The sequence below is a fragment of the Thalassolituus sp. ST750PaO-4 genome, assembly GCF_020320405.1.
Classification (GTDB): domain Bacteria; phylum Pseudomonadota; class Gammaproteobacteria; order Pseudomonadales; family Oceanobacteraceae; genus Venatoribacter; species Venatoribacter alkanivorans.
In genome coordinates, this window is sequence record NZ_JABVCB010000008.1 from 464,103 (window position 1) to 488,877 (window position 24,775).

Genomic DNA, 24,775 nt, shown 5'->3' on the forward strand with positions numbered 1-24,775 from the left:
CGCGAAGTCTGTCACAGCCGCCGGACTTCGCCAAGACAGGCTGACGCAACTATACATTGCGCCAGCTTCAGATTTGCCAGATCAATCAGGCGCGGGAGATAAAACGGTTCTCAGCGGTGTTGATCTTGACGGTTTCACCCTGTTCCAGATATTCCGGCACCTGAATAACCAGACCGGTGGCAAAACGGGCCGGTTTGGTACGGGCACTGGCGCTGCCGCCTTTAATGCCTGGGCTGGTTTCGATTACGGTCATTTCTACCGATGATGGCAGCTCAATGGCAATCAGCTGACCATCGACCAGCAGACCCATTGTGCCTTTCAGGGATTCGCTGATATAGAGCGCATCGGTGTCCAGGGTTTCGGCATCAATCGGATACTGGTCGAAGCTTTCTTCGTCCATAAAGTAGTAGGTGTCTTCTTCACGGTAAGAGAACACGATCTGGCGACGCAGCAGTTCAATGGCCTGTAGCTGATCGTCACCTTTAAAACTTTCTTCCAGCTTCTGCCGGCCGGGAACGGTCTGGAAGCGGATTTTGTACAGGGTGGCACCACCGCGCGAATGCGGGTTCTGCACTTCGATGTTTTTGATCAGGCAGGTCTGATTCTTGAATTCGACGACGCCGCCTTTCTTCAGTTCGTTGGCTCTTGGCATGCAAGGGGTCCTTGTGGCAGTGCTTGCAGGATGATGTAAAGGGAGCCGATGTTACCGCCTTGATTATTCCGGCTGAAGATTTTTTTGCACAACGGCTGCAGAATTCTGCACTGGTTTCCCGTCGCAGATTTCGCCATCATTGGCCCGGCTGCACAGAGCCTGTCTTTAATGATTAGTTAGTGGTCACTTCTTATAGCTAAATTATATAAACCCTCATGTAAGTGAGTACTAACCTCAGAAGTTACTTTAACTTCGTGATGCAGGCTCACAGTCCTGTTTAAGATTTGCTCTCCACATTTTCCCACCTTGCCGTTAAGGCTTTCTAAGTCCTTGTGAGATAAAGCAAAAATGCAGATATCCACACCCCGAAGTGGCTTGCAAAAGGCTATTTGCCTTCCTATAGTGTCGTAAAGTGGAAAATAGTGGGTAATAGTGGGACTTTGACGAGGTTGGTAACTACTTACACCGACAGAGGATTCACACCCAAACCAACAGGAAGGACGTATGTTCCGGGGGCTGCACACGATCAATCTGGATGCCAAAGGGCGTCTGGCGATCCCGACTAAATATCGGGAAACGCTGGCGGAGCTCTGTGGCGCCCGTTTGGTGGCCACCATTGATACTGAAGAACGCTGCCTCCTGATTTACCCCGTAAACGAATGGGAACTGATTCAGGCCAAAATCGAGGCTCTGCCCAGCTTTAACCCGGTTGCCCGCCGCATTCAGCGCTTATTGATTGGTCATGCGACTGATCTGGAGCTGGACAGCGCCGGTCGTATCCTTTTGCCGCAACCGCTGCGCGAATATGCCTCGCTGGAAAAGGAAAGCGTGCTGATGGGGCAGGGAAAGAAGCTGGAGTTGTGGAGTAAGTCGCTGTGGGAAGACCGCCGCGATGAGTATCTGGATATGGTCAGTCAGCCCGAACAATTACCCGAAGAACTACAGAGTCTGTCGTTATGAATCTGAGTGAGTTTGCTCACACCACCGTACTGCTGCAGGAGACGGTCGACGGCTGCCTGAATGATCCGGCGGGTATTTATGTGGACGGAACTTTTGGCCGTGGCGGTCACAGTCGTCTGCTGCTGAGTAAGTTGGCACCTGAAGGTCGCCTGATTGGTTTTGATAAAGACCCGCTGGCCATTCAGACCGGTAAAGAGCTGGAGCAGGAAGACAGTCGCTTTCAGATTGTGCAGGCCAGTTTTGCTGATATGAAAGCCGAGCTTAATGCTCTGGGGATCGGCCAGATCAACGGCATTCTGCTGGATCTGGGGGTGTCCTCGCCACAGCTGGATGATGCCGAACGCGGCTTCAGCTTTATGAAAGATGGCCCGCTGGATATGCGTATGAATCCGGATGCTGGTCTGAGCGCTGCTGAGTGGTGTGCCCAGACTTCCGAAGAAGAAATCGCCCGCGTATTAAAAGAATACGGAGAAGAGCGCTTCGCCAAACGTATGGCGCGCGCGATTATCAAGGCCCGTGCTGAAGCGCCTATTACCCGTACCCGCGAGCTGGCTGAGTTAATTAAAGAAGCCAATCCGGCCTGGGAAAAACATAAGCATCCGGCGACCCGTGCTTTTCAGGCAATCCGTATTGCAGTGAATAATGAGCTAGGTGATCTGGAAAAGGTTTTGGCCGACAGCGTTGATCTGCTGCTGCCACATGGCCGCCTGGCAGTCATCAGTTTCCATTCGCTGGAAGACCGTATGGTGAAGCGCTTTATCCGCGCACAGGAAAAGGGCCGTGATTTACCTCCGGGTATTCCGGTGCCGGATGACATGCTCGGCCGCACCATGAAAAAAATGGGTAAGGCGATTATGCCCGGTAACGATGAAATACGGATTAATGCCCGCGCCCGCAGTGCGGTATTACGCATTGCTGAGCGGTTGGCGTGAAAGCAGGAGTTGCCGTGTTGTGGGCTGTGGTGCTTATGTCTGCTCTGGCTCAGGTCGGGGTTGTGCACTGGCACCGCGTACTGCTGCAGGTGTGGCAACAGGAAGATGCATTACGGGCGCAGCTGCTGCAGGAACATACCCGTTTGCTGCTGGAAAAAAGCACATTAACTGCGCATGGCCGGATCGACCAGCAGGCGCGTAAACAATTAAACATGACAGAACCAGGCAAGGTGCAGGTGCTTTCACAATGAATGCGCAACCGAACCAAGAGACAACATTAAGCGGCATCACCCGCTGGCGTTTTACGCTGGTGCTGGTGGTGTTTGGCTGTCTGCTGGCTGCGGTTCTGGTGCGTCTGGTTATGCTGCATACCGTGGATCAGCCTTTCCTGTTTGAGCAGGGTGAAAAGCGTACGGTGCGTGAAGAAGTTCAGCCGGCAATGCGCGGCATGATAACCGACCGTTATGGCAAACCACTTGCAGTCAGTACACCGGTGGTAACGCTGTGGCTGAATCCGCAGCAGGTTAATGTTCAGCAATTACCGGCTGTCGCCACGGATCTTGGTCTGAGCACCAGAGAACTGGTGCGCAAAGTTGAACGGGCGGCCTCTCAGGGTCGCTCTTTTTTATACATTAAGCGTCAGGTTCAGCCGGAGCTGGCACAGCAGGTATTAAAACGCCGTATCGCCGGTATTTATGGTGATGATGATTTCCGCCGTTTCTATCCGGCAGCAGAAGTGACCGCACATACGGTGGGTATCGTTGATGTGGACGGTAATGGGCAGGAAGGTCTGGAGCTGGCTTTTGATGAATTTCTGCAAGGCAGCGAAGGTTCGCGCCAGGTGGTTAAAGACCTGTATGGCAATGTGATTAAACAATTAAAAGTCAATGCGGTGCCAAAGCCAGGCGGTGACTTGGCGTTAACGCTGGATCTGCGCCTGCAGTATCTGGCGTACCGCGAATTAAAAGCAGCCGTTTCCCAGCATAATGCTAAGTCCGGCAGTGCAGTGTTGGTGGATGCGCGCAGCGGGGATGTACTGGCTCTGGTTAATCAGCCGTCTTATAACCCGAATAACCGCGCCAGCCTGCGTGCGGAAAACATGCGTAACCGGGCTATCGCCGATCTTATTGAGCCGGGTTCTACGATTAAACCTTTTACGGTGGCTGCGGCTTTAAGCTCCGGACGTTATTTCCCAGGTTCCGAAATTAATACAGCGCCGGGTTATGTGCGGGTAAAAAATAAAACCATTCGCGATCACCGCAATTACGGTGTGCTGGATATTACCGGTGTTATTACCAAATCCAGCAACGTTGGAGTTACCTATCTGGCTCACCAGCTGGGGGCAGAGAATATCTGGAGTTTTTTCAGCAAAGCCGGTATTGGCCAGGCAACAGTGCTGGGTTTTCCCGGAGAAGCGGTAGGCAGCCTGCCTTATCCGGAGCAAATGGATGCTCTGCGTCTGGCGACGGTTTCTTACGGCTATGGTTTATCGGTTTCGCCTTTGCAGCTGGCGCATGCTTACACCAGTTTTACTCAGGGTGGTTGCCGTAATCCGGTGCGTTTATTAATGAATAATCAACCACAGACGGAATGTCAGCGGGTAATGCCAGCGAAAGTTGCCCGTCAGGTTCTGGATATGCTGGAAACTGTTACCTCAAAACAGGGAACCGGCAGTCGTGCCCGGGTTGCCGGTTACCGCGTTGGCGGTAAAACCGGTACTGCGCATAAAGTGGGTCAGCAAGGTTATGAAGATTCAGAATACACCGCGGTATTTTCCGGAATAGCGCCGATTTCCTCCCCGGATCTGGTGCTGGTTGTTGTGATCGACTCACCTCAGGGCAAAGAATATTACGGTGGTGAAGTAGCAGCGCCGGTATTCTCACGCATTATGCAACAGGCGTTGCGTCTGCGTCAGGTTGCTCCGGATGACGGCAGTGTACCGGCGTTACAGATGGCAGGAGGTCCGGCATGAAATTAAGTCAGATGGTTACTCCTGAATTATTTATTCCGCCGGAGTGGGATCGTGAATTCGCACAGGTTGCTGTCGATAGCCGCGATGTACAGCCTGGCGATGTATTTATTGCCCGTCGCGGTTTGAAGAGTCATGGCGAAGAACATATTGCTGCCGCTATTGAGCAGGGTGCGGTTGCGGTGCTGGCAGAAGGTGAGTTGGGCTTCCGTTGTGAACAGAGCCCACATTTTCCTGCCGTCCCTGTCTTCTTTAATAATGAAATTCCAGCCTCGTTAACCACCTGGCTTCATCGCCGTTATGCATCCGTTGCGGATATGAAACTGACAGCGGTAACCGGTACTAACGGCAAAAGTTCTGTGACGCAATATATGGCACAGCTGGCTGGTTTTTGTTCAGTACCTTGCGGCGTATTGGGGACTTTAGGTAATGGTGTATGGCCAGACCTTCAGACCAGTCGTAATACAACCGCCGATTTATCCGTAATCTTACGTCACCTGAACAATATGCAGGAAAACGGTGTTGATTTTGCCGCACTGGAAGTCTCATCCCATGGTCTGGCGCAGCAGCGTGTGGCCGGATTGAACTTTCGGGTAGCCGTGCTGACCAACCTCACCCAGGATCACCTGGATTATCATGGCAGTATGGCCGATTACTTTGCGGCAAAGCGTCAGTTATTCGTTGGTCATGATATTGAAGCGGCATTAATTAATATTGATGACGATTATGGCTGCCGACTGGCCGCTGATTCAGCAGTAAATACCAATGTCATTACCTATGGCCAAAGCGAGCAGGCTGCAGTGCGGTATTCCGCTGTGCAGATGCAGGCCCGTGGAATGCAGGCCTGGCTCGATACTCCCTGGGGCAATGGTTTATTGGTCCTGCCATTAATCGGTGAATTTAATCTGGCCAATGCAACGGCTGCGATTGCTGCACTGGCCTTGCAAGGATTTGATTTTAAGCAGCTGCTCGCGGCTGCACAAAAACTGGAGCCGGTGGCCGGACGTATGGAGTTGTATGTAAAAGATGATGCGCCGCTGGCGGTTATCGATTTTGCCCATACGCCGGATGCTTTGCTGAATGTATTGCAGGCACTTAAGCCCTGGAATAAAAAAATTACTGCGGTATTTGGCTGTGGTGGTGATCGTGACCGCAGCAAGCGCGCGCTGATGGCTCAGGTAGCTGCCGCGCATGCGGATGTAGTCTGGCTGACAGACGACAATCCGCGCAGCGAAGATCCGCAGCAGATTTTTGCCGATGCACTCAGCGCAGAGAATACCGGCGATTTTTATTGTGAACATGATCGCAGCCGTGCCATTACACAGGCGCTGGATATGACAACTGCTGCCGGTATTGTACTGATTGCCGGCAAAGGCCATGAAAATTATCAGGAAGTTCAGGGCGTGAAATTACCCTACAGCGATGCCTCAGTATTAACTCAGTCGGGTTATCGCAAGGCCGGACGGTTACTGAGCGGAGATCATCATGCTGAGTAATTTGTCGCTGTCACAGTTAGTTAAAATTGTGCATGGACAGCTGCAGAATAATACGGCAGCTGCGCTTGATGATGACATGATTCATGGTGTGAGCACCGACAGCCGTAACATTAAAGCCGGTGATCTGTACGTACCATTAAGCGGTGAACGTTTTAATGGTCATCATTTTATTGCTCAGGCCGCAGAGCAGGGCGCGGTTGCTGCGCTTATTGATCAGGATGTGGATACTGCCCTGACACAGTGCCTGCCGTTAATCCGGGTAACGGATTGCCTGATCGCGCTGGGGCAGATTGCCGGCTGGAACCGCAGTCAGTTTCACGGGCCGGTGGTTGCTGTGACCGGCAGTGCCGGTAAAACCAGTGTGAAACAATTAATGAGTAGTGTACTGGCACAGCGCTACCGCACCTGGATGACACAGGGCAATCTGAATAACCATATCGGTGCGCCGCTGACGCTGCTGGCATTACAACCTGAGCATGAGGCGGCCGTCATTGAACTGGGTGCCAGTGGTGCCGGTGAAATTGCTTACACCGCACAGTGGGTTAAACCTCAGGTTGGCATTATTACCAATGCCGCAGAAGCTCATCTTGAAGGTTTTGGCAGTCTGCAGGGAATTGTGCAGACCAAAGGTGAGTTGCTCGATTTTATTCAGCCAGGCGGCTGCGCCATATTAAATGCCGATGATGCGTTTTATGCCGAATGGGCAGAGCGCGCAGCGGCGGTTAAATTGCTCAGTTTTGGATTTTCTGCCTCAGCGGACGTACGTGCCAGTGCTTTGCGCTGTGATCTTCAGGGCAGTCATTTTGTGCTGCATCTGGACGGTGAAGAATATGCAGTTCGCCTGCCATTGCTGGGTGAACACAATGTGCGTAATGCGCTGGCTGTGAGTGCCGCGGCTTATGCGCTTGGGCTGAGTGCTGCGGAAATTATTCAGGGTCTGCAACAGGCAACCACGGTTTCCGGTCGTTTGCACTGGCTGGATGGGCAAGCCGGTCAGCGGATTTTAAATGACGCTTATAACGCCAACCCTGCGTCAGTCAAAGCAGCTATCGACGTGTTAAAACACGCGGCACAGAGCTGGCTGGTATTGGGCGATATGGCCGAACTTGGTGAAGGCGAATTGGCTGCCCATGCGGATATTGGTCTGTACGCCAAAACGCAGGGAATTCAGCATTTATTGGCGACGGGCGAGCGCAGCCGGAAAACGGTTGAAGCATTTGGCGCCGGAGCGCACTGGTTCGCAACCAAAGAAGAATTGGTGCGGTATTTACAACAACAGACCACTAAACAGGATGTCATTCTTGTTAAAGGGTCACGTAGCGCTGGTATGGATCAGGTGGTTCAGGCGCTGCAGAAAAATACAGAGGAAAACTGATCATGTTGCTATGGCTGGGAGACTGGTTAGCGCAGTACCACTCCGGATTCGGGGTCGTTAACTATTTAACGCTGCGCGCTATTCTGGCGGTGATTACTGCCCTGATGGTGTCATTACTCCTTGGGCCTGTGGTTATCCGCAAATTGCGTGAATACCAGATTGGTCAGGCGATCCGTGAATTAGGTCCTAAATCCCATTTAAGCAAAGCCGGTACTCCGACCATGGGCGGCGTGCTGATTCTGCTGTCGATTGCCGTCAGTACTTTGCTGTGGGGTAATCTTGAAAACCGGTTTGTCTGGGTTGTACTGCTGGTAACTCTGGTCTTTGGTGCGATCGGCTGGGTGGATGATTACCGTAAAGTGGTTGAGAAAAACTCCCGTGGTTTACCGGGGCGCTGGAAATATTTCTGGCAGTCGGTGTTCGCCTTAATTGCCGCCGCTTATCTTTTCTACAGTGCGCAAAGTCCGCAGGAAACCCAATTGGTGGTTCCTTTCCTGAAAGATGTTATGCCGCAGTTAGGCCTGCTGTTTATTCTGTTGACCTACTTTGTAATTGTTGGCTCCAGTAATGCCGTCAACCTGACCGATGGTCTGGATGGTCTGGCGATTATGCCAACCGTGATGGTCGGTGGCGCTCTGGGTATCTGTGCGTACCTTGCCGGTAACGTTAATTTTGCTAGTTATCTGCATATTCCTTATATCGCCGGTGCCGGTGAACTGGTGATTTTCTGTGCCGCAATCGTCGGCGCCGGTATTGGCTTTCTGTGGTTCAACACCTATCCGGCTCAGGTTTTTATGGGCGACGTGGGCTCTCTGGCACTGGGCGCAGCACTGGGTGTGGTTGCGGTGATCGTTCGTCAGGAAATCGTGTTGTTTATTATGGGCGGTATTTTTGTGGCGGAAACCGTATCGGTGATCCTGCAGGTTGCCTCATTCAAAATGACCGGCAAGCGTATTTTCCGCATGGCACCGTTGCATCATCACTATGAATTAAAAGGCTGGCCGGAGCCGCGCGTTATTGTCCGTTTCTGGATCATCACCATTATTCTGGTGCTGATCGGTTTAGCCACACTGAAGATTCGCTGAGGAATCTGAATTTATGTCGCAGTTGATTTCCACAGATTACAAACGACTGATCGTCGGTCTTGGCATGACCGGGCTCTCTGCTGCCCGTTATTGCCAGAGCCGCGGCTGGGCGTTTGATTTGTGCGACAGCCGCGATGTGCCACCGGGACTGGATGCGGTACGCAGCGAGTTTCCACAGTCGGCTATTTATAGCGGTGAATTGCAGGCCGCTGTCCTCAGCCAGTACGACGAATTAATCGTCAGCCCCGGCATTGCGGTTTCTCATCCGGCCATTGCTGCAGCCCGTCAGGCCGGTGCTCGGATTGCCGGTGATATTCAGTTATTTGCCGATGTCTGCAGCAAGCCATTAATTGCCATTACCGGCTCCAATGGTAAAAGCACGGTCACTACTCTGGTGGGAGAATTACTGGCAGCGGCCGGCAAGCGTGTTGCGGTTGGCGGTAATATTGGTATTCCTGCGCTGGATCTGCTGCGTAACGATGCTGAAACCGATATCTATGTCTTGGAGCTGTCGAGCTTTCAGCTGGAAACCACCGAAAACCTGGCCGCCTCGGCTGCGGTGGTGCTCAATATGAGCGAAGACCATATGGACCGTTATCAGGGCATGGCGGATTATCATCAGGCCAAGCACCGCATTTTTCAGCAGTGTCGTGGCGTTGTGGTGAATCGTGACGATGCGCTCAGTCAGCCGCTGGTCTCCGATAAAATGCCACGCCTGAGTTTTGGTCTGAATAAAGCAGATATTGGTCAGTTTGGCCTTGAGCGAATCGACGGCGAAAGCTGGATCATGTTCGGTACTGAAAAAATTATCGCTGCCAGCGAGCTGAAAATTAAAGGTCAGCATAATCTGGCAAACGTAATGGCGGCGCTGGCACTGATCAAACTGCTGTCGGTAGATATTACTGCCGTATTACCGGCGCTGCGTGAATTCGCCGGTCTGGATCATCGTTGTCAGTGGCTGGGCAATAAAGCCGGTGTTGATTTTTACAACGATTCTAAAGGTACCAACGTCGGTTCTACTCTGGCGGCGCTTTATGGTCTGGGGCCGGAAATTAACGGAAAAATCTGGCTGCTGGCCGGTGGTGAGGGTAAAGGACAGGATTTCAGCCCACTGGCTTCTGCCTGTGAACAATTTGCGGCAGAAGTTCTTACTTTCGGTGCCGATGCGGGAATAATTGCGGCTGCCGTTGCTAACGTTTGTCCGGTATCACAGCAGGTTACTTTAGCCGAAGCTTTTACCCGTGCCTGTTCTGTAGCAGCTGCAGGTGATGTCATTTTATTGTCTCCGGCTTGCGCCAGTTTTGATCAGTTTAAAAACTATGTCGCCCGCGGAGAATATTTTGCGCAGCTGGTGAGTACAGAAATCAGCAGTGGGGTGGCGTCATGAATTCAGAACGTTTCCTCTGGCAGAGCCGGCAGAGCATGTTTTATCCCTGGCTGGCGCTGATGTGCCTGGGTTGGCTGATGGTGGCATCGGCTTCAACCGGAATCGCAGAATTTTATACCGGTAATGCCGCGTATTTTGCTGTGCGTCATGCCGTTTACCTGCTGCTGGGCGTTGCTGTGGTTTATACCATCAGCCAGATTCCGCTGAGCTGGTGGAGCAAGGTTGATGTGATGTTTCTGCTGTTGGCGGTAGCGGGTCTGATTCTGGTGTTTGTGCCCGGAATCGGCCACGAGGTTAACGGTAGTCAGCGCTGGCTGAACCTGGGGATTATTAAAATTCAGGCATCAGAGCTGGCGAAATTAGCGGCGGTTTTTTATGTGTCTGGTTATCTGGTTCGCCGTCAGGATGAAGTTCAGCAGCAGTGGTCTGGCTTCCTCAAACCGCTGGGTATTCTGGCCGGAATGGTTTTCCTGTTGTTGCTGGAGCCGGATTTTGGCGCTGTTGTTGTGTTGATGGGGGCCGTGCTGATTCAGTTATTTTTAGGCGGTGTAAAAGCCGGGCAGTTTTTCCTGCTGTTGATCGCCACCTTAATTATCAGTGTCGTGGTGCTGACCTCCGAAAGTTACCGCGTTGAGCGTTTGATGGCTTATCTCGACCCCTGGGCGCCAGAGCATGTGTACGGCACCGGTTATCAGCTGACTCAATCGCTGATTGCTTTTGGCCGTGGAGACTGGTTTGGCGTAGGTCTGGGTGAAAGTGTGCAGAAATTATTTTATCTGCCGGAAGCTCATACGGACTTTGTTTTTGCCATCTGGGCGGAAGAAACCGGTCTGATTGGTGGTGTAGCTGCTTTGACATTATTGGCTGTTGTTATTGCCCAGATCTGGTGGGTGTCATGGAAAGCCCAGCTGCAGGGGCAGTTGTATGGTGCTTATGTTGCCATTGGTATTGCTTCGTTGTTAGGGCTGCAGGTGGTGATTAATCTGGGTGTGAATATTGGCCTTTTACCAACGAAAGGACTGACATTGCCTTTCTTCAGTTATGGTGGCAGCAGCTTGCTGGTGTGCTGCGTTATGGTTGGTATTGTGATGCGTATTGCTCATGAAAATGATCAGGCTAATCAGAGCGAAAACGCTGCTGCGAGAGGTGCTGCATGAGTCAGGCATCTTCGCGTAATGTTTTATTAATGGCAGGCGGTACTGGCGGGCATGTTTTCCCGGCACTGGCCGTTGCTGAACAACTTAAACAGGAAGGTTTTACCATTCACTGGCTGGGCACAGCATCCGGTATTGAAAAAGACCTGGTGCCTGCCAACGGTTATCCGCTGCATTGCATTAATATCAGTGGCCTGCGTGGTAAGGGCAAACTGGGTTTGTTAACTGCGCCGCTGCGTATTGCTAAGGCAATTCTTCAGGCGCGGAAAATTATTAAACAGATAAAACCTGTCGCGGCTTTAGGCTTTGGTGGTTATGCCACAGGCCCGGGCGGTGTGGCTGCCCGCCTGAGTGCTGTGCCTCTGCTGATTCATGAGCAGAATGCTTTCGCTGGTATGACCAATCGTTTATTAAGCCGCATCAGTCAGCATGTAATGCAGGCATTTCCGGGAGCTCTGGAAGGTGCGCAGGTTACCGGAAATCCGGTGCGAGAGAGTGTTCTGAATCTGCCCGCGCCATCGCAGCGGATGAAAGCCGATGAGCCTCTTAAAGTGCTGGTCGTTGGTGGCAGTCTTGGTGCTGCTGCGCTGAATCGTACGGTGCTTGCGGCGATGCAATTGCTGTCTGAAAATCAGCGCCTGCTGTTACGTCATCAGGTGGGTAAAAGTAATCTGGCAGAAATGCAGTCTGCTTATGAGCAAGCCGGAGTGCAGGCTGAGGTTATTGCTTTTATTGATGATATGGCGGCCGCTTATGGTAATGCCGATTTACTGATTTGCCGTGCCGGTGCACTGACCGTATCTGAAGTTGCAGCCGCAGGCTGTGCTGCGATTTTTGTACCTTTCCCTTTTGCGGTGGATGACCATCAGACTGCAAACGCAGAGTACCTGACGAAAGCCGGTGCGGGTCTGATCTGTCAGCAGAATGAATTAACCGCGGAATGGCTTGCAGCTCAGTGGCAGTACTTTTCTGAGCACAGAATATTATTACTGGAAATGGCTGAGAAGGCGCGTAGTCAGGCCATCACCAATGCAACCGCACAGGTTGCTGAACAGATTAAGAGGTTTGCCCGTGACAGATAAATCCAATACACCGCTGAATCATCTGATACCGGAAATGCGCCGCATCCGCTGCATGCATTTTGTTGGTATTGGCGGTGCCGGTATGTGTGGTATTGCTGAAGTATTACTGAATCAGGGCTATCAGATTTCCGGTTCAGATTTACGTCAGTCGGCAGTTACTGAGCGGCTGCAGGCTCTGGGGGCCACTATTTATATTGGCCATCAGGAAAGCAATGTAACACACGCTGATGTACTGGTGGTGTCGACAGCGATTGATCATGAAAATCCGGAAATCCGTGCCGCGGTTGAGGCGCGTATTCCTGTTGTCCGTCGTGCGGAAATGCTGGCGGAGCTGATGCGCTTCCGTCATGGAATTGCGGTGGCCGGAACCCATGGTAAAACCACAACCACCAGTATGGTGACATCGGTACTGGCTGAAGCCGGTCTGGACCCGACCTTTGTTATCGGTGGCAAATTAAACAGCGCCGGTACTAATGCCCGCTTGGGAGCCAGTCGTTATTTAGTCGCTGAGGCTGATGAGAGCGATGCTTCTTTCCTGCACCTGCAGCCGATGGTTTCTATTGTTACCAATATTGATGCTGACCATATGGCGACTTATGGCGGTGATTTTGAACAGCTGAAAAATACCTTTATCGAATTTCTGCATAATCTGCCTTTTTATGGGCTGGCGGTGGTCTGTATTGATGACGATGTGGTGCGTGAATTATTGCCGCGGATCAGTCGTCAAACTGTCACTTATGGTTTTTCGGAGGATGCTGATTATCGTGCCACCGAATTGCGCCAGGATGGATTGTTCACGCACTTTACCGTACAGCGCCCGGCAGGCCGTGCGCCGCTGAATATCAGTCTGCGTATGCCTGGTAAACATAATGTGCTGAATGCCATGGCGGCTATTGCGGTAGCGGATGACGAAGGTGTGGCAGATAACGCAATTGTTACATCACTGGAAAAATTTGCCGGTGTGGGCCGTCGCTTTACAGTCTGCGGTGAATTTCCATTGGGTGATGGTGATGTGATGCTGGTTGATGATTATGGTCATCACCCACGCGAACTTGAAGTTACGCTTGATGCCATTCGCAAAGGATTTCCTGAACGCCGGCTGGTAATGGTATTTCAGCCACACCGTTACAGCCGGACCCGCGATCTGTATGAAGACTTTACCCGGGTACTATCCGGTGCCGATGTACTGCTGTTAATGGATGTATATCCGGCGGGAGAGAAACCCATTGCTGGTGCTGATGGACGTTCGCTGTGCGGCAGCATTCGCCAGCGTGGCATGGTAGATCCTATTTTTATTGAGCGTGATGAGTCCCTGGAGGCACCGCTTAAAAGCGTATTAAAACCAGGTGACCTGTTACTGACTCAGGGAGCCGGTGATATCGGCAATCTGGCCGTGACATTAACCCAGCAATTACCGGTATGGTTGGCAGAGGTAAAAGTATGAACGTTGCCGCATTAGGAAAAATCGCGGTTTTAATGGGCGGAACATCGGCGGAGCGTGCAGTGTCACTGAAAAGTGGCCAGGCTGTTTATACCGCCCTGCAGCAAAGTGGTGCTGACGTTATTGCTATTGATGTTCAGACGCATGCGATTGAGCAATTAACCAATGTTGATTTTGATGTGGCGTTTATTGCACTGCATGGCCGTGGTGGTGAAGACGGTACTATTCAGGGTGTGCTGGAGTGGCTGAATAAACCTTATACCGGCAGTGGTGTCATGGCATCTGCCCTGGCAATGGATAAATGGCGTACCAAACTCATCTGGCAGGCAGCAGGTTTGCCGACGCCAAAAGCGTTTTTGCTGAATGAGAACAGTGACTGGAGTCAGCTGATTGCAGAACTGAACGCCGATGCCATTGTGAAACCAGCACGTGAAGGTTCCAGTATCGGTATGCGTAAAGTTCACACTGCGGAAGAACTGCAAAACAGCTTTGACTTTGCCCGTGAATACGACGGACTGGTTTTGGCTGAGTCCTGGGTGAAAGGCGCAGAGTTCACGGTTGCTATTGTTGATGGTAAGGCATTGCCGGCTATTCAGTTAAAAACCAGTCATGCTTTTTATGATTACGACGCCAAATACCAGGCAAATGACACTCAGTATTTGTTGCCTTGCGGTCTGTCCGCGGAAAAGGAGCAGGAATTACAGCAGCTGGCCCTGAAAGCGTTTGATGTTATTGGCGGTCAGGGTTGGGGGCGTATCGATGTGATGCAGGATCAGAACGAACAGTTCTGGTTGCTGGAAGCAAATACCAGTCCGGGAATGACCGATCACAGTCTGGTGCCAATGGCTGCTGCGGCTGTCGGCATGCGCTTTCCTGAATTGGTTGTGCATTTATTAACGGAAGCCAGGGAAAGAATTCGTGGCTAAAAAAGCAGCTCCACGCGGCGCAACCCCTTTGGTGGTTAAAGAGCCCATGCAGTGGCGGATAACGATGCCGGATATTGCCTGGCAGTGGCTGTTGTTGCCATTAATCGTGATTGCTTTGGCAGCTGGAGTCCGTTGGGCGTATCACAGCTGGCCTATTACCAGTGTTGATGTTAAAGGGCGCTTGTCGGTCTGGAATGCAGAGGATATCGCCGGAAAAATTGTCTGGGTAAAAGACGAGAGTTTTTTCTCGCTGGATCTGCAGCGCGTTTATCAGCAGCTTTCCGGGTTGCCATTAATTATGCAGGTGACTGTGCGTAAACGCTGGCCGAACACGTTAGAGGTAAATCTTTATGAAGATGTGCCGATGGCAATCTGGAATGGGGATCAGCTGCTGAGCGGAAATGGACGTTTAAGCGAAATTCCGGCACACCTGAACGCCGGGAATCTGGCGCGAATTGATGGTGACCGTAATTACGCTGAAGCGGCAGTACGACATTTTCGCCGTATCCAGCAATCGCTGGGGCATTTGAATATTGGAATCAGCCGGTTGACGGTTTCTTCTGTTGGTGCGGTTGATGTGGAATTAAGTAATGGCTGGCAGGTTCGTTTTGGTCGCCAGTATTTTGAAGAACGCGTTCAGCGTCTGGAATTATTGATCGCGCAACTGCCGGAAGCTGCGGTTGTGAGTGTTGATTTACGCTACGGAAAAGGTGCCGCCATTGGCTGGCGCACAGTGCAGGAGATGGGATGATGAGTCAGGTACAACAAAAAAATATGCTGGTTGGCCTGGATATTGGCACCTCTAAAATTGTGGCCATTGTTGGCGAGTTGGGGGCGGACGGCACTATCGAGGTGGTTGGTCTGGGTTCTCATCCGAGTCGTGGGCTAAAAAAAGGCGTGGTGGTCAATATTGAATCCACGGTGCAGTCTATCCGGCGTGCTGTGGAAGAAGCCGAATTAATGGCGGGCTGCACGATCCATTCAGTTTATGCCGGTATTGCCGGCAGCCATATTCACTCAATGAACTCTCATGGGATTGTTGCTGTTCGGGATCGTGAAGTAACGCCTATGGATGTCGACCGCGTTATTGACGCGGCTCAGGCGGTGGCCATTCCTCAGGATCAGCGTATTCTGCATGTTTTGCCGCAGGAATATGTAGTCGACAATCAGGAAGGTATTAAAGAACCGGTGGGAATGTCTGGTGTCCGTCTTGAGGCGAAAGTGCATTTGGTTACCGGCGCCGTTAATGCAGCACAGAATATAGAGCGTTGCGTTCAGCGCTGCGGTCTGCAGACCGATGCCATTATTCTTGAGCAGCTGGCTTCCAGTTATGCCGTATTAACAGACGATGAACGCGAATTGGGTGTCTGCCTGGTGGATATTGGTGGCGGTACAACGGATATTGCAATTTTCACTGAAGGTGCAATCCGTCATACCGCAGTGATTCCGATTGCCGGTGATCAGGTCACCAATGATATTGCGATGGCGCTGCGAACTCCGACTCAGCACGCCGAAAAAATCAAAATTAAATATGCCTGTGCTTTAACTCAGTTAGCTAAAGCCGACGAGACAATTAAGGTTCCTAGTGTTGGCGAACGCCCTCCACGCGACCTTTCCCGTCAGGCACTGGCAGAAGTGGTTGAGCCACGCTATGACGAATTGTTTACCCTGATTCAAGCAGAGCTTCGTCGCAGTGGTTTTGAAGATATGGTTGCTGCAGGCATTGTTCTGACCGGTGGTACCGCAAAGATGGAAGGCGTAGTGGATCTGGCTGAGGAAATTTTCCACATGCCGGTTCGGCTGGCAAAACCATATGGTGTGTCAGGGTTGACCGATGTGATTAATAACCCGATTTATTCGACGTCTGTGGGCTTGTTGTTGTATGCGGCAAAACAGCACAGGAATAAAACAAATAATACCCGCAATGAAGATCGTCCGGATGGCTTTTATTCCAAAATAAAAGATTGGATTAAAGTCAACTTTTAAGATTAAATATTATTCAGCGCGCTAAGGAGATAACGCTATGTCTCAGCAAAGAGAAGGGGATATGTTCGAACTGGCAGATGATTTACAACAATCGGCGGTCATTAAAGTCGTCGGCGTTGGTGGTGGTGGTGGCAATGCTGTTCAGCACATGGTGGCTGGCAACATTGAAGGTGTTGATTTTATTTGTGCTAACACCGATTCACAGGCACTGCGTAATGTGAGTTCCCGCTCCATTATTCAACTGGGTAACGGTCTGACCAAAGGATTGGGTGCAGGCGCGAATCCGGAAGTGGGCCGTCAGGCTGCTCTGGAAGATCGTGAACGTATCGCCGAAGCACTGAAAGGTGCTGATATGGTATTTATCACTGCCGGTATGGGTGGTGGTACAGGTACCGGCGGTGCTCCGGTTGTTGCTGAGGTGGCGAAAGAATTAGGTATTCTTACTGTTGCTGTGGTTACCAAGCCGTTCCCGTTTGAAGGTAAAAAACGGATGTTGATTGCTGACCAGGGTCTTAAGCAACTGGCCGAGCATGTCGACTCCCTGATTACTATTCCAAACGAGAAGCTGCTCTCTGTCTTGGGGAAAAATACTTCCCTGCTGGATGCTTTTAAAGAAGCAAATAATGTTCTGCAGGGAGCTGTTCAGGGGATTGCCGATCTGATTACCCGCCCGGGTATGATCAACGTCGACTTTGCTGACGTGCGTACAGTGATGTCCGAAATGGGTCAGGCGATGATGGGAACGGGTGTTGCCAGTGGTGAAAACCGTGCCCGTGAAGCTGCAGAACGTGCAATTGGCAGTCCGCTGCTGGAAGATGTTGATCTGCAGGGGGCCCGTGGCATTCTGGTTAACGTAACTGCAGGTTTTGATCTGTCTCTGGGTGAGTTCAGCGAAGTCGGCAGCGTGATCGAAGAGTTTGCCTCTGAGCATGCAACCGTTGTTGTTGGTACTGTAATTGATCCGGATCTGTCGGATGAGCTGCGTGTAACTGTTGTTGCTACCGGTTTGGGACGCCGCGACGCGGTTGAGGAACCAAAGCCGACCAAGGTGGTCGATAACACGGTCAACGCACGTAAGGCTGATGGCACGACAGATTATAGCCAGCTGGATCAGCCGACCGTAAAACGTCAGGCAGGTAACGCCGCGAAGCAGTTGGATGTCGCAGCTCGTCCGGATATGGACTATCTCGACATTCCGGCCTTTTTGCGCCGTCAGGCTGATTAAAGAATGCGCACTAGCGCATTCTTTATTTATTGCTATAATGCCGGACTAGTCTTTTTGTATGAAATTTGCTCAGTAATGGCAGGATTGTTCAGATGATTCCACAACGAACGTTAAAAAACGCTATCCGGGCGACTGGGGTTGGCCTTCATTCAGGTGAGAAGGTGTATCTCACGCTGAAACCGGCACCTGTTGATACCGGTATCGTGTTCCGACGTATCGATCTTGATCCGGTTGTGGATATCCCTGCTCACGCGCTGAATGTTGGCGAGACAACGTTGTCCACAACGCTGGTCAAAGATCATGCACGCGTAGACACCGTTGAACACCTGTTGTCAGCGATGGCGGGCTTGGGTATCGATAATGCGATTGTTGAACTCAGCGCGCAGGAAGTGCCGATCATGGACGGCAGTTCTGGTCCGTTTGTGTTCCTGGTACAGTCCGCAGGTATTGCTGAGCAGAATGTTGCTAAGCGCTTTATCCGTATCAAACGTCGTGTTGAAGTGCGTGAAGGCGATAAAGTTGCCTCTTTTGTTCCCTACGATGGCTTTAAAGTCAGCTTTGAGATCGATTTCGATCATCCGGTATTTAAACAGAGCGTACAGAAGGCAAGCCTGGATTTTTCATCCACTTCTTATGTAAAAGAAGTCAGCCGTGCCCGTACCTTTGGCTTTACCAAAGATCTGGAATACATGCGCTCCAAAAATCTGGCACTGGGTGGCAGCGTTAAGAACGCCATCGTGGTTGATGAGTACCGTGTGCTGAATGAAGACGGTCTGCGCTACGATGATGAATTCGTGAAGCACAAAATACTGGATGCGGTAGGTGACTTATACCTGCTCGGTCACAGTCTGATTGGTGAATTCATCGGCTATAAGTCGGGTCATGGCCTTAATAATAAGCTGCTGCGTGAGCTGTTGTTGCAGGAAGATGCCTGGGAATTTGTCGAATTTGCTGAAGAAAGCTCGCCAATCTCCTACATGCGTCCGGCCGCTGCTGGTTAACTTATTGAAACAGTAATACGTTTGAGTATCCTCATACAAAGGCCATAATTGATTTATGGCCTTTGTTTTGTGGGTGGCTGGTGATTCGTTTATACGGGTCAGGCAGGCAGGAAGTCAGTGCCAGAGAGATTGCACAGCCGATTAGGAAGTAAATAGCTTAACTATGAATATCATTATTGTTGGCCGCCGCCATGGTGAATCTAGAACCTACACACTGAGTGCTTCTGCACGCACAGTGATGTTTGGGTTCCTGTTCGCTTTGCCTTTTGCGATGGGAGTCGCGGGCTACTGGCTGGCTGAACGTCTGGCTGATGAAGGTATTCTTGATCTTAACGCTGCCAAAGCCTGGGAGCGTGACCTCAATATGCAGCGTCAGGAGCTGCAGCAAATCCGCAAACAGACCGATCAGGAGCTGGAAGCGCTGACTCTGCGTCTGGCTGAGCTGCAGGCCAAGTTGCTTCGTCTGGATGCTCTTGGTGAGCGTCTTGTGGATGTTTCCGATCTTAATTCCGAAGAATTTGATTTCAGTATGCAACCGGCCGTTGGCGGCCCGGGTACGCTTGGTGAAGCCTATCAGGTTCCTGAAATCAACGAAGTGCTGAATGAGCTCGCTGAACGTATCGACAGCCGTGAGCAGCAGCTCGAAGTGCTGGATGATCTGATGTCGGCCAACAAGCTCAGTGCCGATACCTTTGTAGCCGGGCGTCCGATTACTAAAGGCTGGATGTCATCTCGCTATGGTAAACGTACGGATCCGTTTACGGGGCGTCTTGCCTGGCATGGCGGAGTCGATTTTGCCGGCAAAATGGGCGCAGACATCGTTGCCGTTGCCTCAGGTGTTGTTACCTGGTCCGGTCCGCGTTACGGCTATGGCAATCTGGTCGAAGTTAACCACGGCAATGGCTATAAAACCCGTTATGCACACTGCAAAGAGCTGAAAGTTGCTCTTGGTGATATTGTCCGCAAAGGTGATGTCGTTGCATTAATGGGAAGTACCGGACGTTCAACCGGCCCTCACGTTCACTTCGAAGTGTATAAAAACGGTCGCACAGTCGACCCGGCGGCGTACATTCACCGCACTCCTCAGTAATCTTTCTGTTTCAACACGCTTGTCATCATTCTGGGTTATAAGTAGCCTTTAGCACTTTGGCCCAGCGCCTTATTTTGTTTCCCGGATAATGATAATTCCATGATTGGTAACCTTTTTCGTAAAGTCTTTGGCAGTAAAAACGGCCGCGAACTCAAGCGCATGGGCAAACTGGTATCCCAGATCAATGCCTTTGAAAAATCTGTAAAATCCCTCTCTGATGAGCAGCTTAAAGCAAAAACAGTGGAATTCCGCCAGCGCTTGAGCGATGGTGCGTCACTGGATTCCCTGCTACCCGAAGCTTTTGCCGTGTGTCGTGAAGCCGGCAGCCGGGTTATGGGGATGCGCCATTTCGACGTTCAGCTGATCGGTGGTATCACCCTGCATGAAGGCCGGATTGCTGAGATGCGTACCGGTGAAGGCAAAACCCTGGTGGCAACCCTGCCGACTTACCTGAATGCCCTGACCGGCAAAAGCGTTCATGTGGTAACCGTGAACGACTATCTGGCCCGTCGTGACGCCGAGTGGATGCGTCCGCTGTACGAATTTCTGGGTATGAGTGTGGGTATTGTTGTTCCCGGGCAGAACCCGCTGGAAAAGCGCGAACAGTACAAAGCTGATATCGTTTACGGTACTAACAACGAGTTTGGTTTCGATTATCTGCGCGACAATATGGCTTTCTCTCTGGCCGATAAAGCGCAGCGTGAACTGTATTTTGCCATTGTCGATGAGGTGGATTCGATCCTGATCGATGAGGCCCGTACCCCCCTGATTATTTCTGGCCCGGCGGAAGACAGCTCTGAGCTGTACCGTAAAATCAACAAGCTGATTCCTAAGCTGGAACGTGGTCAGGCTGCGGATGAAGGTAATGAGGCGGCTTCCGGTCATTACTTCGTGGATGAAAAACAGCGCTCTATTGAGATGACTGAAGAAGGTCATGAGTTTGTTGAAGAACTGCTGACCAACGAAGGCATTCTGAAAGAAGGTGAAAGCCTTTACGCCGCCGGCAATCTCAATCTCCTGCACCATGTGCATTCTGCGCTGAAGGCTCATGCGGTTTATCAGAAAAATGTCGACTATATCGTGCAGGGCGGTCAGGTGGTCATCGTCGATGAGCACACCGGCCGTACCATGCCAGGCCGCCGCTGGAGCGAAGGTCTGCATCAGGCGGTTGAAGCGAAAGAAGGTGTGAATATTCAGAACGAAAGTCAGACCCTGGCTTCGACCACTTTCCAGAACTACTTCCGTCTGTATGAAAAACTGGCCGGTATGACCGGTACGGCCGATACCGAAGCCTTCGAGTTTCATCAGATTTACGGTCTGGATGTGGTGGTTATTCCAACCAATAAAGCCGTGCGCCGCATCGACTATAACGACGTTATTTACGCCACTCAGAAAGAAAAATTTGATGCCGTTATTGAAGAAATCCGTGAAGTAACCGCACAGGGCCGTCCTGTTCTGGTGGGTACTGCGTCTATTGAATCATCAGAATATATTTCGCATCTGCTGACGCAGGCGAAAGTTGCTCACAATGTTCTGAACGCCAAAGAAAACGCGCGCGAAGCACAGATTATTGCCGAAGCCGGTAGCCCGGGGGCGGTGACCATCGCCACCAACATGGCCGGTCGTGGTACCGACATTATGCTGGGCGGTAATTGGGAAGCTGAAGTCGCGGCCCTGGAAAATCCGACCGACAGTCAGATTGCAGCGATTAAAGCCGACTGGCAGAAACGTCATGATGCCGTGCTGGAAGCCGGTGGCCTGCACATTATCGGTACCGAGCGTCATGAATCCCGCCGTATCGATAACCAGCTGCGTGGCCGTGCTGGTCGTCAGGGGGATGCAGGTTCCACACGTTTCTTCCTGTCGCTGGAAGATAACCTGATGCGTATTTTCATGTCTGAGCGTATGCGCGCCATGATGCAGGCGCTGGGTATGAAAGACGGTGAATCCATCGAGCATAAGATGGTGACCAATGCTGTTGAGAAAGCTCAGCGTAAAGTAGAAGGCCGTAACTTCGATATCCGTAAACAGCTGCTTGAATACGATGATGTGGCTAACGATCAGCGTCGTGTGGTTTACAACCAGCGTAACGATATTATGGCGATGGAAGATATTTCTGAAATCATCACTAATATCCGTAAAGACGTTGTGAATGAAGCTATCGATGGTTATATCGCACCGCAAAGTCTGGAAGAGCAATGGGATATTGCTGGCCTTGAAAGCCACCTGAAAGCCGAGTTCGACGTCGATCTGCCGGTTCAGCAATGGCTGGATAACGAAGACAAACTGTACGAAGAAACTCTGCGTGAGCGTATTCTGGATGCAATTCAGAAAGCCTATGAGGAAAAAGAAGCGACCGTTGGTGCCGAGCCAATCCGCATGTTCGAGAAGCAGGTGATGCTGCAGATTCTCGATAACCTGTGGAAGGAGCATCTGGCGACCATGGATCACCTGCGTCAGGGTATTCACCTGCGTGGTTATGGTCAGAAAAATCCGAAGCAGGAATACAAGCGTGAGTCTTTTGGTCTGTTCCAGGAGTTGCTGCGTAATATCAAGCACGAAACCATCCGTATTCTGTCCCACGTAAAAGTGCGTCAGGAAGAAGAAGTCCGGGCGATGGAAGAACAGCGCCGTGCGGCGGTGGAAGCCCAGGTACAGCGTGCGCAATATCAGCATGAAACGGCTGAGTCTCTGTCAGGTGGTCAGCCAGAGGTTGATAGTGGCGACGAACAGGCGCAGCCTTTTGTTCGCGATGAAAAGAAAGTCGGCCGTAACGAGCCATGCCCGTGCGGTTCAGGTAAAAAATACAAACATTGTCACGGCACGTTGTCGTAAGCAAAAGTCGGAAGGCGTAAGCAAAAAAATGGCAGTTAACTTCACAGTTTTTGAAGACTTTAAAGCGGTAGATGGTGTTCGTCTTGGTGTGGCTCAGGCGCATGTGCGCTATGCCAACCGTGACGACATGGTGGTCATTGAGCTGGCCGAGGGAACAACCGTTGCCGGCGTATTTACCACCAACGCATTCTGTGCGGCGCCGGTGCAGATCAGCAAAACGCATCTGGCCGATACCGCTCCGCGTTACCTGTTGATCAATACCGGTAATGCCAACGCCGGTACGGGTCCACAGGGCTACGCCAATGCGGTCCGCAGTTGCGAAATGCTGGCGGCAGCAACTGCTGTACAGCCGGCTCAGATTCTGCCGTTTTCGACAGGTGTGATTGGTGAGCCGCTGAACATGGCCGCGTTTGAACGTGGTATTCCGGCGGCGCTGGACAATCTCAGTGCTGATAACTGGGCCCGTGCAGCCAAAGGCATCATGACCACTGACACTCTGCCAAAGGGCTACAGCACCCAGTTTGAGGTTAACGGTAAAACCGTCACCATCACCGGTATGTCGAAAGGTGCCGGTATGATCATGCCAAACATGGCCACCATGTTGGGTTATATCGCGACCGATGCCGGTATCTCCCAGGCGCTGTTGCAGTCCTGGTGTAAAGAGCTGGCTGATTGTTCGTTTAACCGCGTGACCATTGATGGTGATACCTCAACCAACGATTCCTGCATGCTGATGGCAACCGGCCGTTCTGGTGTGCAGATCAATGATGTTGCCAGCCCGGAAGCACAACTGGTCTTTGCCAAGCTGAAAGAAGCCTTCCAGATTCTGGCTCAGGCTATTGTTCGTGACGGTGAAGGGGCCACCAAGTTTGTGACCATCGAAGTCGGTGGTGCCGCCAGCCAGAAAGAAGCGCTGGACGTAGCTTATACCGTGGCGCACTCGCCGCTGGTTAAAACCGCGATGTTTGCATCCGATGCGAACTGGGGTCGTATTCTGGCTGCGGTCGGTCGTTCCGGTGTGCAGGATTTTGATCTGGAAAAAGTGCAGATCTTTATCGATGACGTGCAGATCGTCGAAAACGGTGGCCGCTGTGAGTCTTACACCGAAGAAGCCGGCGCTGCTGTTTTTGCCCTGACCGAGTTCCGTGTTCGTATTGAGCTTGCGCGCGGAGACTTCCGCGAAGAGCTGTGGACCTGTGATTTCTCGCACGAGTACGTCACCATCAACGCCAACTACCGTTCCTGATGAAAAGCGTACATGTTGCTGTGGCTGTCGTGGTCGTTAATGACCACGACATCCTGATTGCCCGTCGCCCGGATGATAAACATCAGGGCGGGTTGTGGGAGTTTCCCGGCGGAAAAGTAGAAGCCGGTGAAAGTGTCACTGCGGCTCTGGTGCGCGAGCTGGATGAAGAAGTTGCACTGAGTGTGACTGAGCAATCTATGTCGCCGCTGCTGCAGATCCCTTTCGATTATCCGGATAAAAGCGTGCTGCTGGATGTGTACTGGGTTGAGGCGGATATGAACTCCGCCTTGCTGGCTCACGGAGCAGAAGGTCAGGAAGTTCGCTGGCTGCCTTTTACCCGCCTGGCAGAGTTTGAATTCCCCGCGGCTAACCAGCCAATTCTCGATGCTGTTTGCGCCCGTCTGGGCTGACAGGCTCTTATCACTGACCCAGTGACAGAAACGGCCACAGGGTCAGGCCCAGAACCAGAAGTACCGCAATCAGCGTCATGATCAGCTCAGCGGGTTGCTCCAGCCAGCGCTGCAGCATGCTCTGGGTATTTCCTTGCTGCTGTTGTTGCTCATATTCATCGCGGACGCGCTGCAGCCGTTCCTGCTGATACTGATCGAGTAAGCTGCGCGCCTGTTCGTAGTCTTCATTATGACGCAGCCAGATAGCGGCCACAGAAATACGCCAGCGGCCATCATCGGTTTCATAAAATTCTATGTCAGCATCCTGCAGCAGGGTGCGGACATCCTCGGCTTCATCTTCATTAACGCCATTGAGGCGGAACAGCAGCTTGGCCATAGTGATCTTCAGTTTTGAAATTTGTGCCTATTGTACCCAAAGTCACAGCATAACTTCCGGCTAAATCAGGCAGCGGAATGGCGGGCATAAAAAAGCCGCCAGACCCGTAGGTGGCGGCTGAAGCTCTGAGAGTGTGCAATTCTCAAA

General features: G+C 51.6%; 22 protein-coding genes. 20 read left to right on the plus strand and 2 right to left on the minus strand.

Annotated elements, in window-relative coordinates; translation table 11 throughout:
- Window positions 1–85 precede the first annotated feature (85 nt).
- The gene (efpL, locus tag HUF18_RS11655) at window positions 86–652 is read right to left on the minus strand and encodes an elongation factor P-like protein EfpL (protein ID WP_145469585.1); all 567 of its coding nucleotides are present in this window, start codon (window positions 650–652) and stop codon (window positions 86–88) included.
- Window positions 653–1,156: 504 nt separating this feature from the next.
- On the opposite strand from efpL, the gene mraZ reads away from it, so the two are divergent.
- From mraZ to mutT, 20 genes are all read left to right on the plus strand, one after another.
- Window positions 1,157–1,612, plus strand: a complete 456-nt coding sequence (mraZ, locus tag HUF18_RS11660; protein ID WP_145469584.1) for a division/cell wall cluster transcriptional repressor MraZ — start codon at window positions 1,157–1,159, stop codon at window positions 1,610–1,612.
- Window positions 1,609–2,544 carry a 16S rRNA (cytosine(1402)-N(4))-methyltransferase RsmH gene (rsmH, locus tag HUF18_RS11665; protein WP_225692313.1) on the plus strand — a complete coding sequence of 312 codons (936 nt, stop codon included), beginning with the start codon at window positions 1,609–1,611 and terminating at the stop codon, window positions 2,542–2,544. Before mraZ ends, rsmH begins: the two co-directional genes overlap by 4 nt.
- Before the next feature lie 14 nt (window positions 2,545–2,558).
- A complete protein-coding gene (ftsL, locus tag HUF18_RS11670) occupies window positions 2,559–2,795 on the plus strand; it encodes a cell division protein FtsL (RefSeq protein WP_145469582.1) in 237 nt (78 codons plus the stop codon).
- Entirely contained in the window at window positions 2,792–4,516 is a 1,725-nt protein-coding gene (locus tag HUF18_RS11675) for a peptidoglycan D,D-transpeptidase FtsI family protein (protein WP_225692314.1), read from the plus strand. Before ftsL ends, HUF18_RS11675 begins: the two co-directional genes overlap by 4 nt.
- Window positions 4,513–6,009: a UDP-N-acetylmuramoyl-L-alanyl-D-glutamate--2,6-diaminopimelate ligase gene (locus HUF18_RS11680; RefSeq protein WP_225692315.1), complete on the plus strand. Its 1,497-nt coding sequence runs from the start codon at window positions 4,513–4,515 to the stop codon at window positions 6,007–6,009. Before HUF18_RS11675 ends, HUF18_RS11680 begins: the two co-directional genes overlap by 4 nt.
- Window positions 5,999–7,384 (plus strand): UDP-N-acetylmuramoyl-tripeptide--D-alanyl-D-alanine ligase, encoded by a 1,386-nt coding sequence (locus HUF18_RS11685; protein WP_225692316.1) that lies wholly within the window; start codon window positions 5,999–6,001, stop codon window positions 7,382–7,384. Before HUF18_RS11680 ends, HUF18_RS11685 begins: the two co-directional genes overlap by 11 nt.
- A 2-nt stretch (window positions 7,385–7,386) precedes the next feature.
- The gene (mraY, locus tag HUF18_RS11690) at window positions 7,387–8,469 is read left to right on the plus strand and encodes a phospho-N-acetylmuramoyl-pentapeptide-transferase (protein ID WP_145469578.1); all 1,083 of its coding nucleotides are present in this window, start codon (window positions 7,387–7,389) and stop codon (window positions 8,467–8,469) included.
- Between the two features lie 13 nt (window positions 8,470–8,482).
- Window positions 8,483–9,856 carry a UDP-N-acetylmuramoyl-L-alanine--D-glutamate ligase gene (murD, locus tag HUF18_RS11695; RefSeq protein ID WP_225692317.1) on the plus strand — a complete coding sequence of 458 codons (1,374 nt, stop codon included), beginning with the start codon at window positions 8,483–8,485 and terminating at the stop codon, window positions 9,854–9,856.
- Window positions 9,853–11,013, plus strand: coding sequence for a putative lipid II flippase FtsW (gene ftsW, locus HUF18_RS11700; RefSeq protein WP_225692318.1), 1,161 nt, complete (start codon window positions 9,853–9,855; stop codon window positions 11,011–11,013). The genes murD and ftsW overlap by 4 nt, the downstream gene beginning before the upstream one ends.
- Window positions 11,010–12,092 carry an undecaprenyldiphospho-muramoylpentapeptide beta-N-acetylglucosaminyltransferase gene (murG, locus tag HUF18_RS11705; protein ID WP_225692319.1) on the plus strand — a complete coding sequence of 361 codons (1,083 nt, stop codon included), beginning with the start codon at window positions 11,010–11,012 and terminating at the stop codon, window positions 12,090–12,092. Before ftsW ends, murG begins: the two co-directional genes overlap by 4 nt.
- A 34-nt stretch (window positions 12,093–12,126) precedes the next feature.
- On the plus strand, window positions 12,127–13,536 hold the full coding sequence (murC, locus tag HUF18_RS11710) for a UDP-N-acetylmuramate--L-alanine ligase (RefSeq protein ID WP_225692348.1): 1,410 nt from the start codon (window positions 12,127–12,129) through the stop codon (window positions 13,534–13,536).
- Window positions 13,533–14,459 carry a D-alanine--D-alanine ligase gene (locus HUF18_RS11715; protein ID WP_225692320.1) on the plus strand — a complete coding sequence of 309 codons (927 nt, stop codon included), beginning with the start codon at window positions 13,533–13,535 and terminating at the stop codon, window positions 14,457–14,459. Before murC ends, HUF18_RS11715 begins: the two co-directional genes overlap by 4 nt.
- Window positions 14,452–15,210, plus strand: a complete 759-nt coding sequence (locus tag HUF18_RS11720; protein WP_225692321.1) for a cell division protein FtsQ/DivIB — start codon at window positions 14,452–14,454, stop codon at window positions 15,208–15,210. Before HUF18_RS11715 ends, HUF18_RS11720 begins: the two co-directional genes overlap by 8 nt.
- Complete coding sequence (gene ftsA / locus HUF18_RS11725) at window positions 15,210–16,445, plus strand: cell division protein FtsA (RefSeq protein ID WP_225692349.1); 1,236 nt, start codon at window positions 15,210–15,212, stop codon at window positions 16,443–16,445. The genes HUF18_RS11720 and ftsA overlap by 1 nt, the downstream gene beginning before the upstream one ends.
- Window positions 16,446–16,506: 61 nt before the next feature.
- Window positions 16,507–17,670 (plus strand): cell division protein FtsZ, encoded by a 1,164-nt coding sequence (gene ftsZ, locus HUF18_RS11730; RefSeq protein ID WP_225692350.1) that lies wholly within the window; start codon window positions 16,507–16,509, stop codon window positions 17,668–17,670.
- 92 nt (window positions 17,671–17,762) lie between these two features.
- Window positions 17,763–18,671 carry a UDP-3-O-acyl-N-acetylglucosamine deacetylase gene (lpxC, locus tag HUF18_RS11735; protein WP_145469571.1) on the plus strand — a complete coding sequence of 303 codons (909 nt, stop codon included), beginning with the start codon at window positions 17,763–17,765 and terminating at the stop codon, window positions 18,669–18,671.
- A 163-nt stretch (window positions 18,672–18,834) separates the two neighbouring features.
- Window positions 18,835–19,761, plus strand: a complete 927-nt coding sequence (locus tag HUF18_RS11740) for a M23 family metallopeptidase (RefSeq protein WP_145469570.1) — start codon at window positions 18,835–18,837, stop codon at window positions 19,759–19,761.
- 99 nt (window positions 19,762–19,860) lie between these two features.
- The gene (gene secA, locus HUF18_RS11745) at window positions 19,861–22,596 is read left to right on the plus strand and encodes a preprotein translocase subunit SecA (RefSeq protein WP_225692322.1); all 2,736 of its coding nucleotides are present in this window, start codon (window positions 19,861–19,863) and stop codon (window positions 22,594–22,596) included.
- Between the two features lie 28 nt (window positions 22,597–22,624).
- Window positions 22,625–23,842, plus strand: coding sequence for a bifunctional glutamate N-acetyltransferase/amino-acid acetyltransferase ArgJ (gene argJ, locus HUF18_RS11750; RefSeq protein ID WP_225692323.1), 1,218 nt, complete (start codon window positions 22,625–22,627; stop codon window positions 23,840–23,842).
- Complete coding sequence (mutT, locus tag HUF18_RS11755) at window positions 23,842–24,252, plus strand: 8-oxo-dGTP diphosphatase MutT (protein ID WP_225692324.1); 411 nt, start codon at window positions 23,842–23,844, stop codon at window positions 24,250–24,252. Before argJ ends, mutT begins: the two co-directional genes overlap by 1 nt.
- A 10-nt stretch (window positions 24,253–24,262) precedes the next feature.
- Here the strand turns inward: mutT and HUF18_RS11760 are convergent, their stop codons facing one another.
- The gene (locus tag HUF18_RS11760) at window positions 24,263–24,628 is read right to left on the minus strand and encodes a DUF6164 family protein (protein WP_225692325.1); all 366 of its coding nucleotides are present in this window, start codon (window positions 24,626–24,628) and stop codon (window positions 24,263–24,265) included.
- Window positions 24,629–24,775 lie beyond the last annotated feature (147 nt).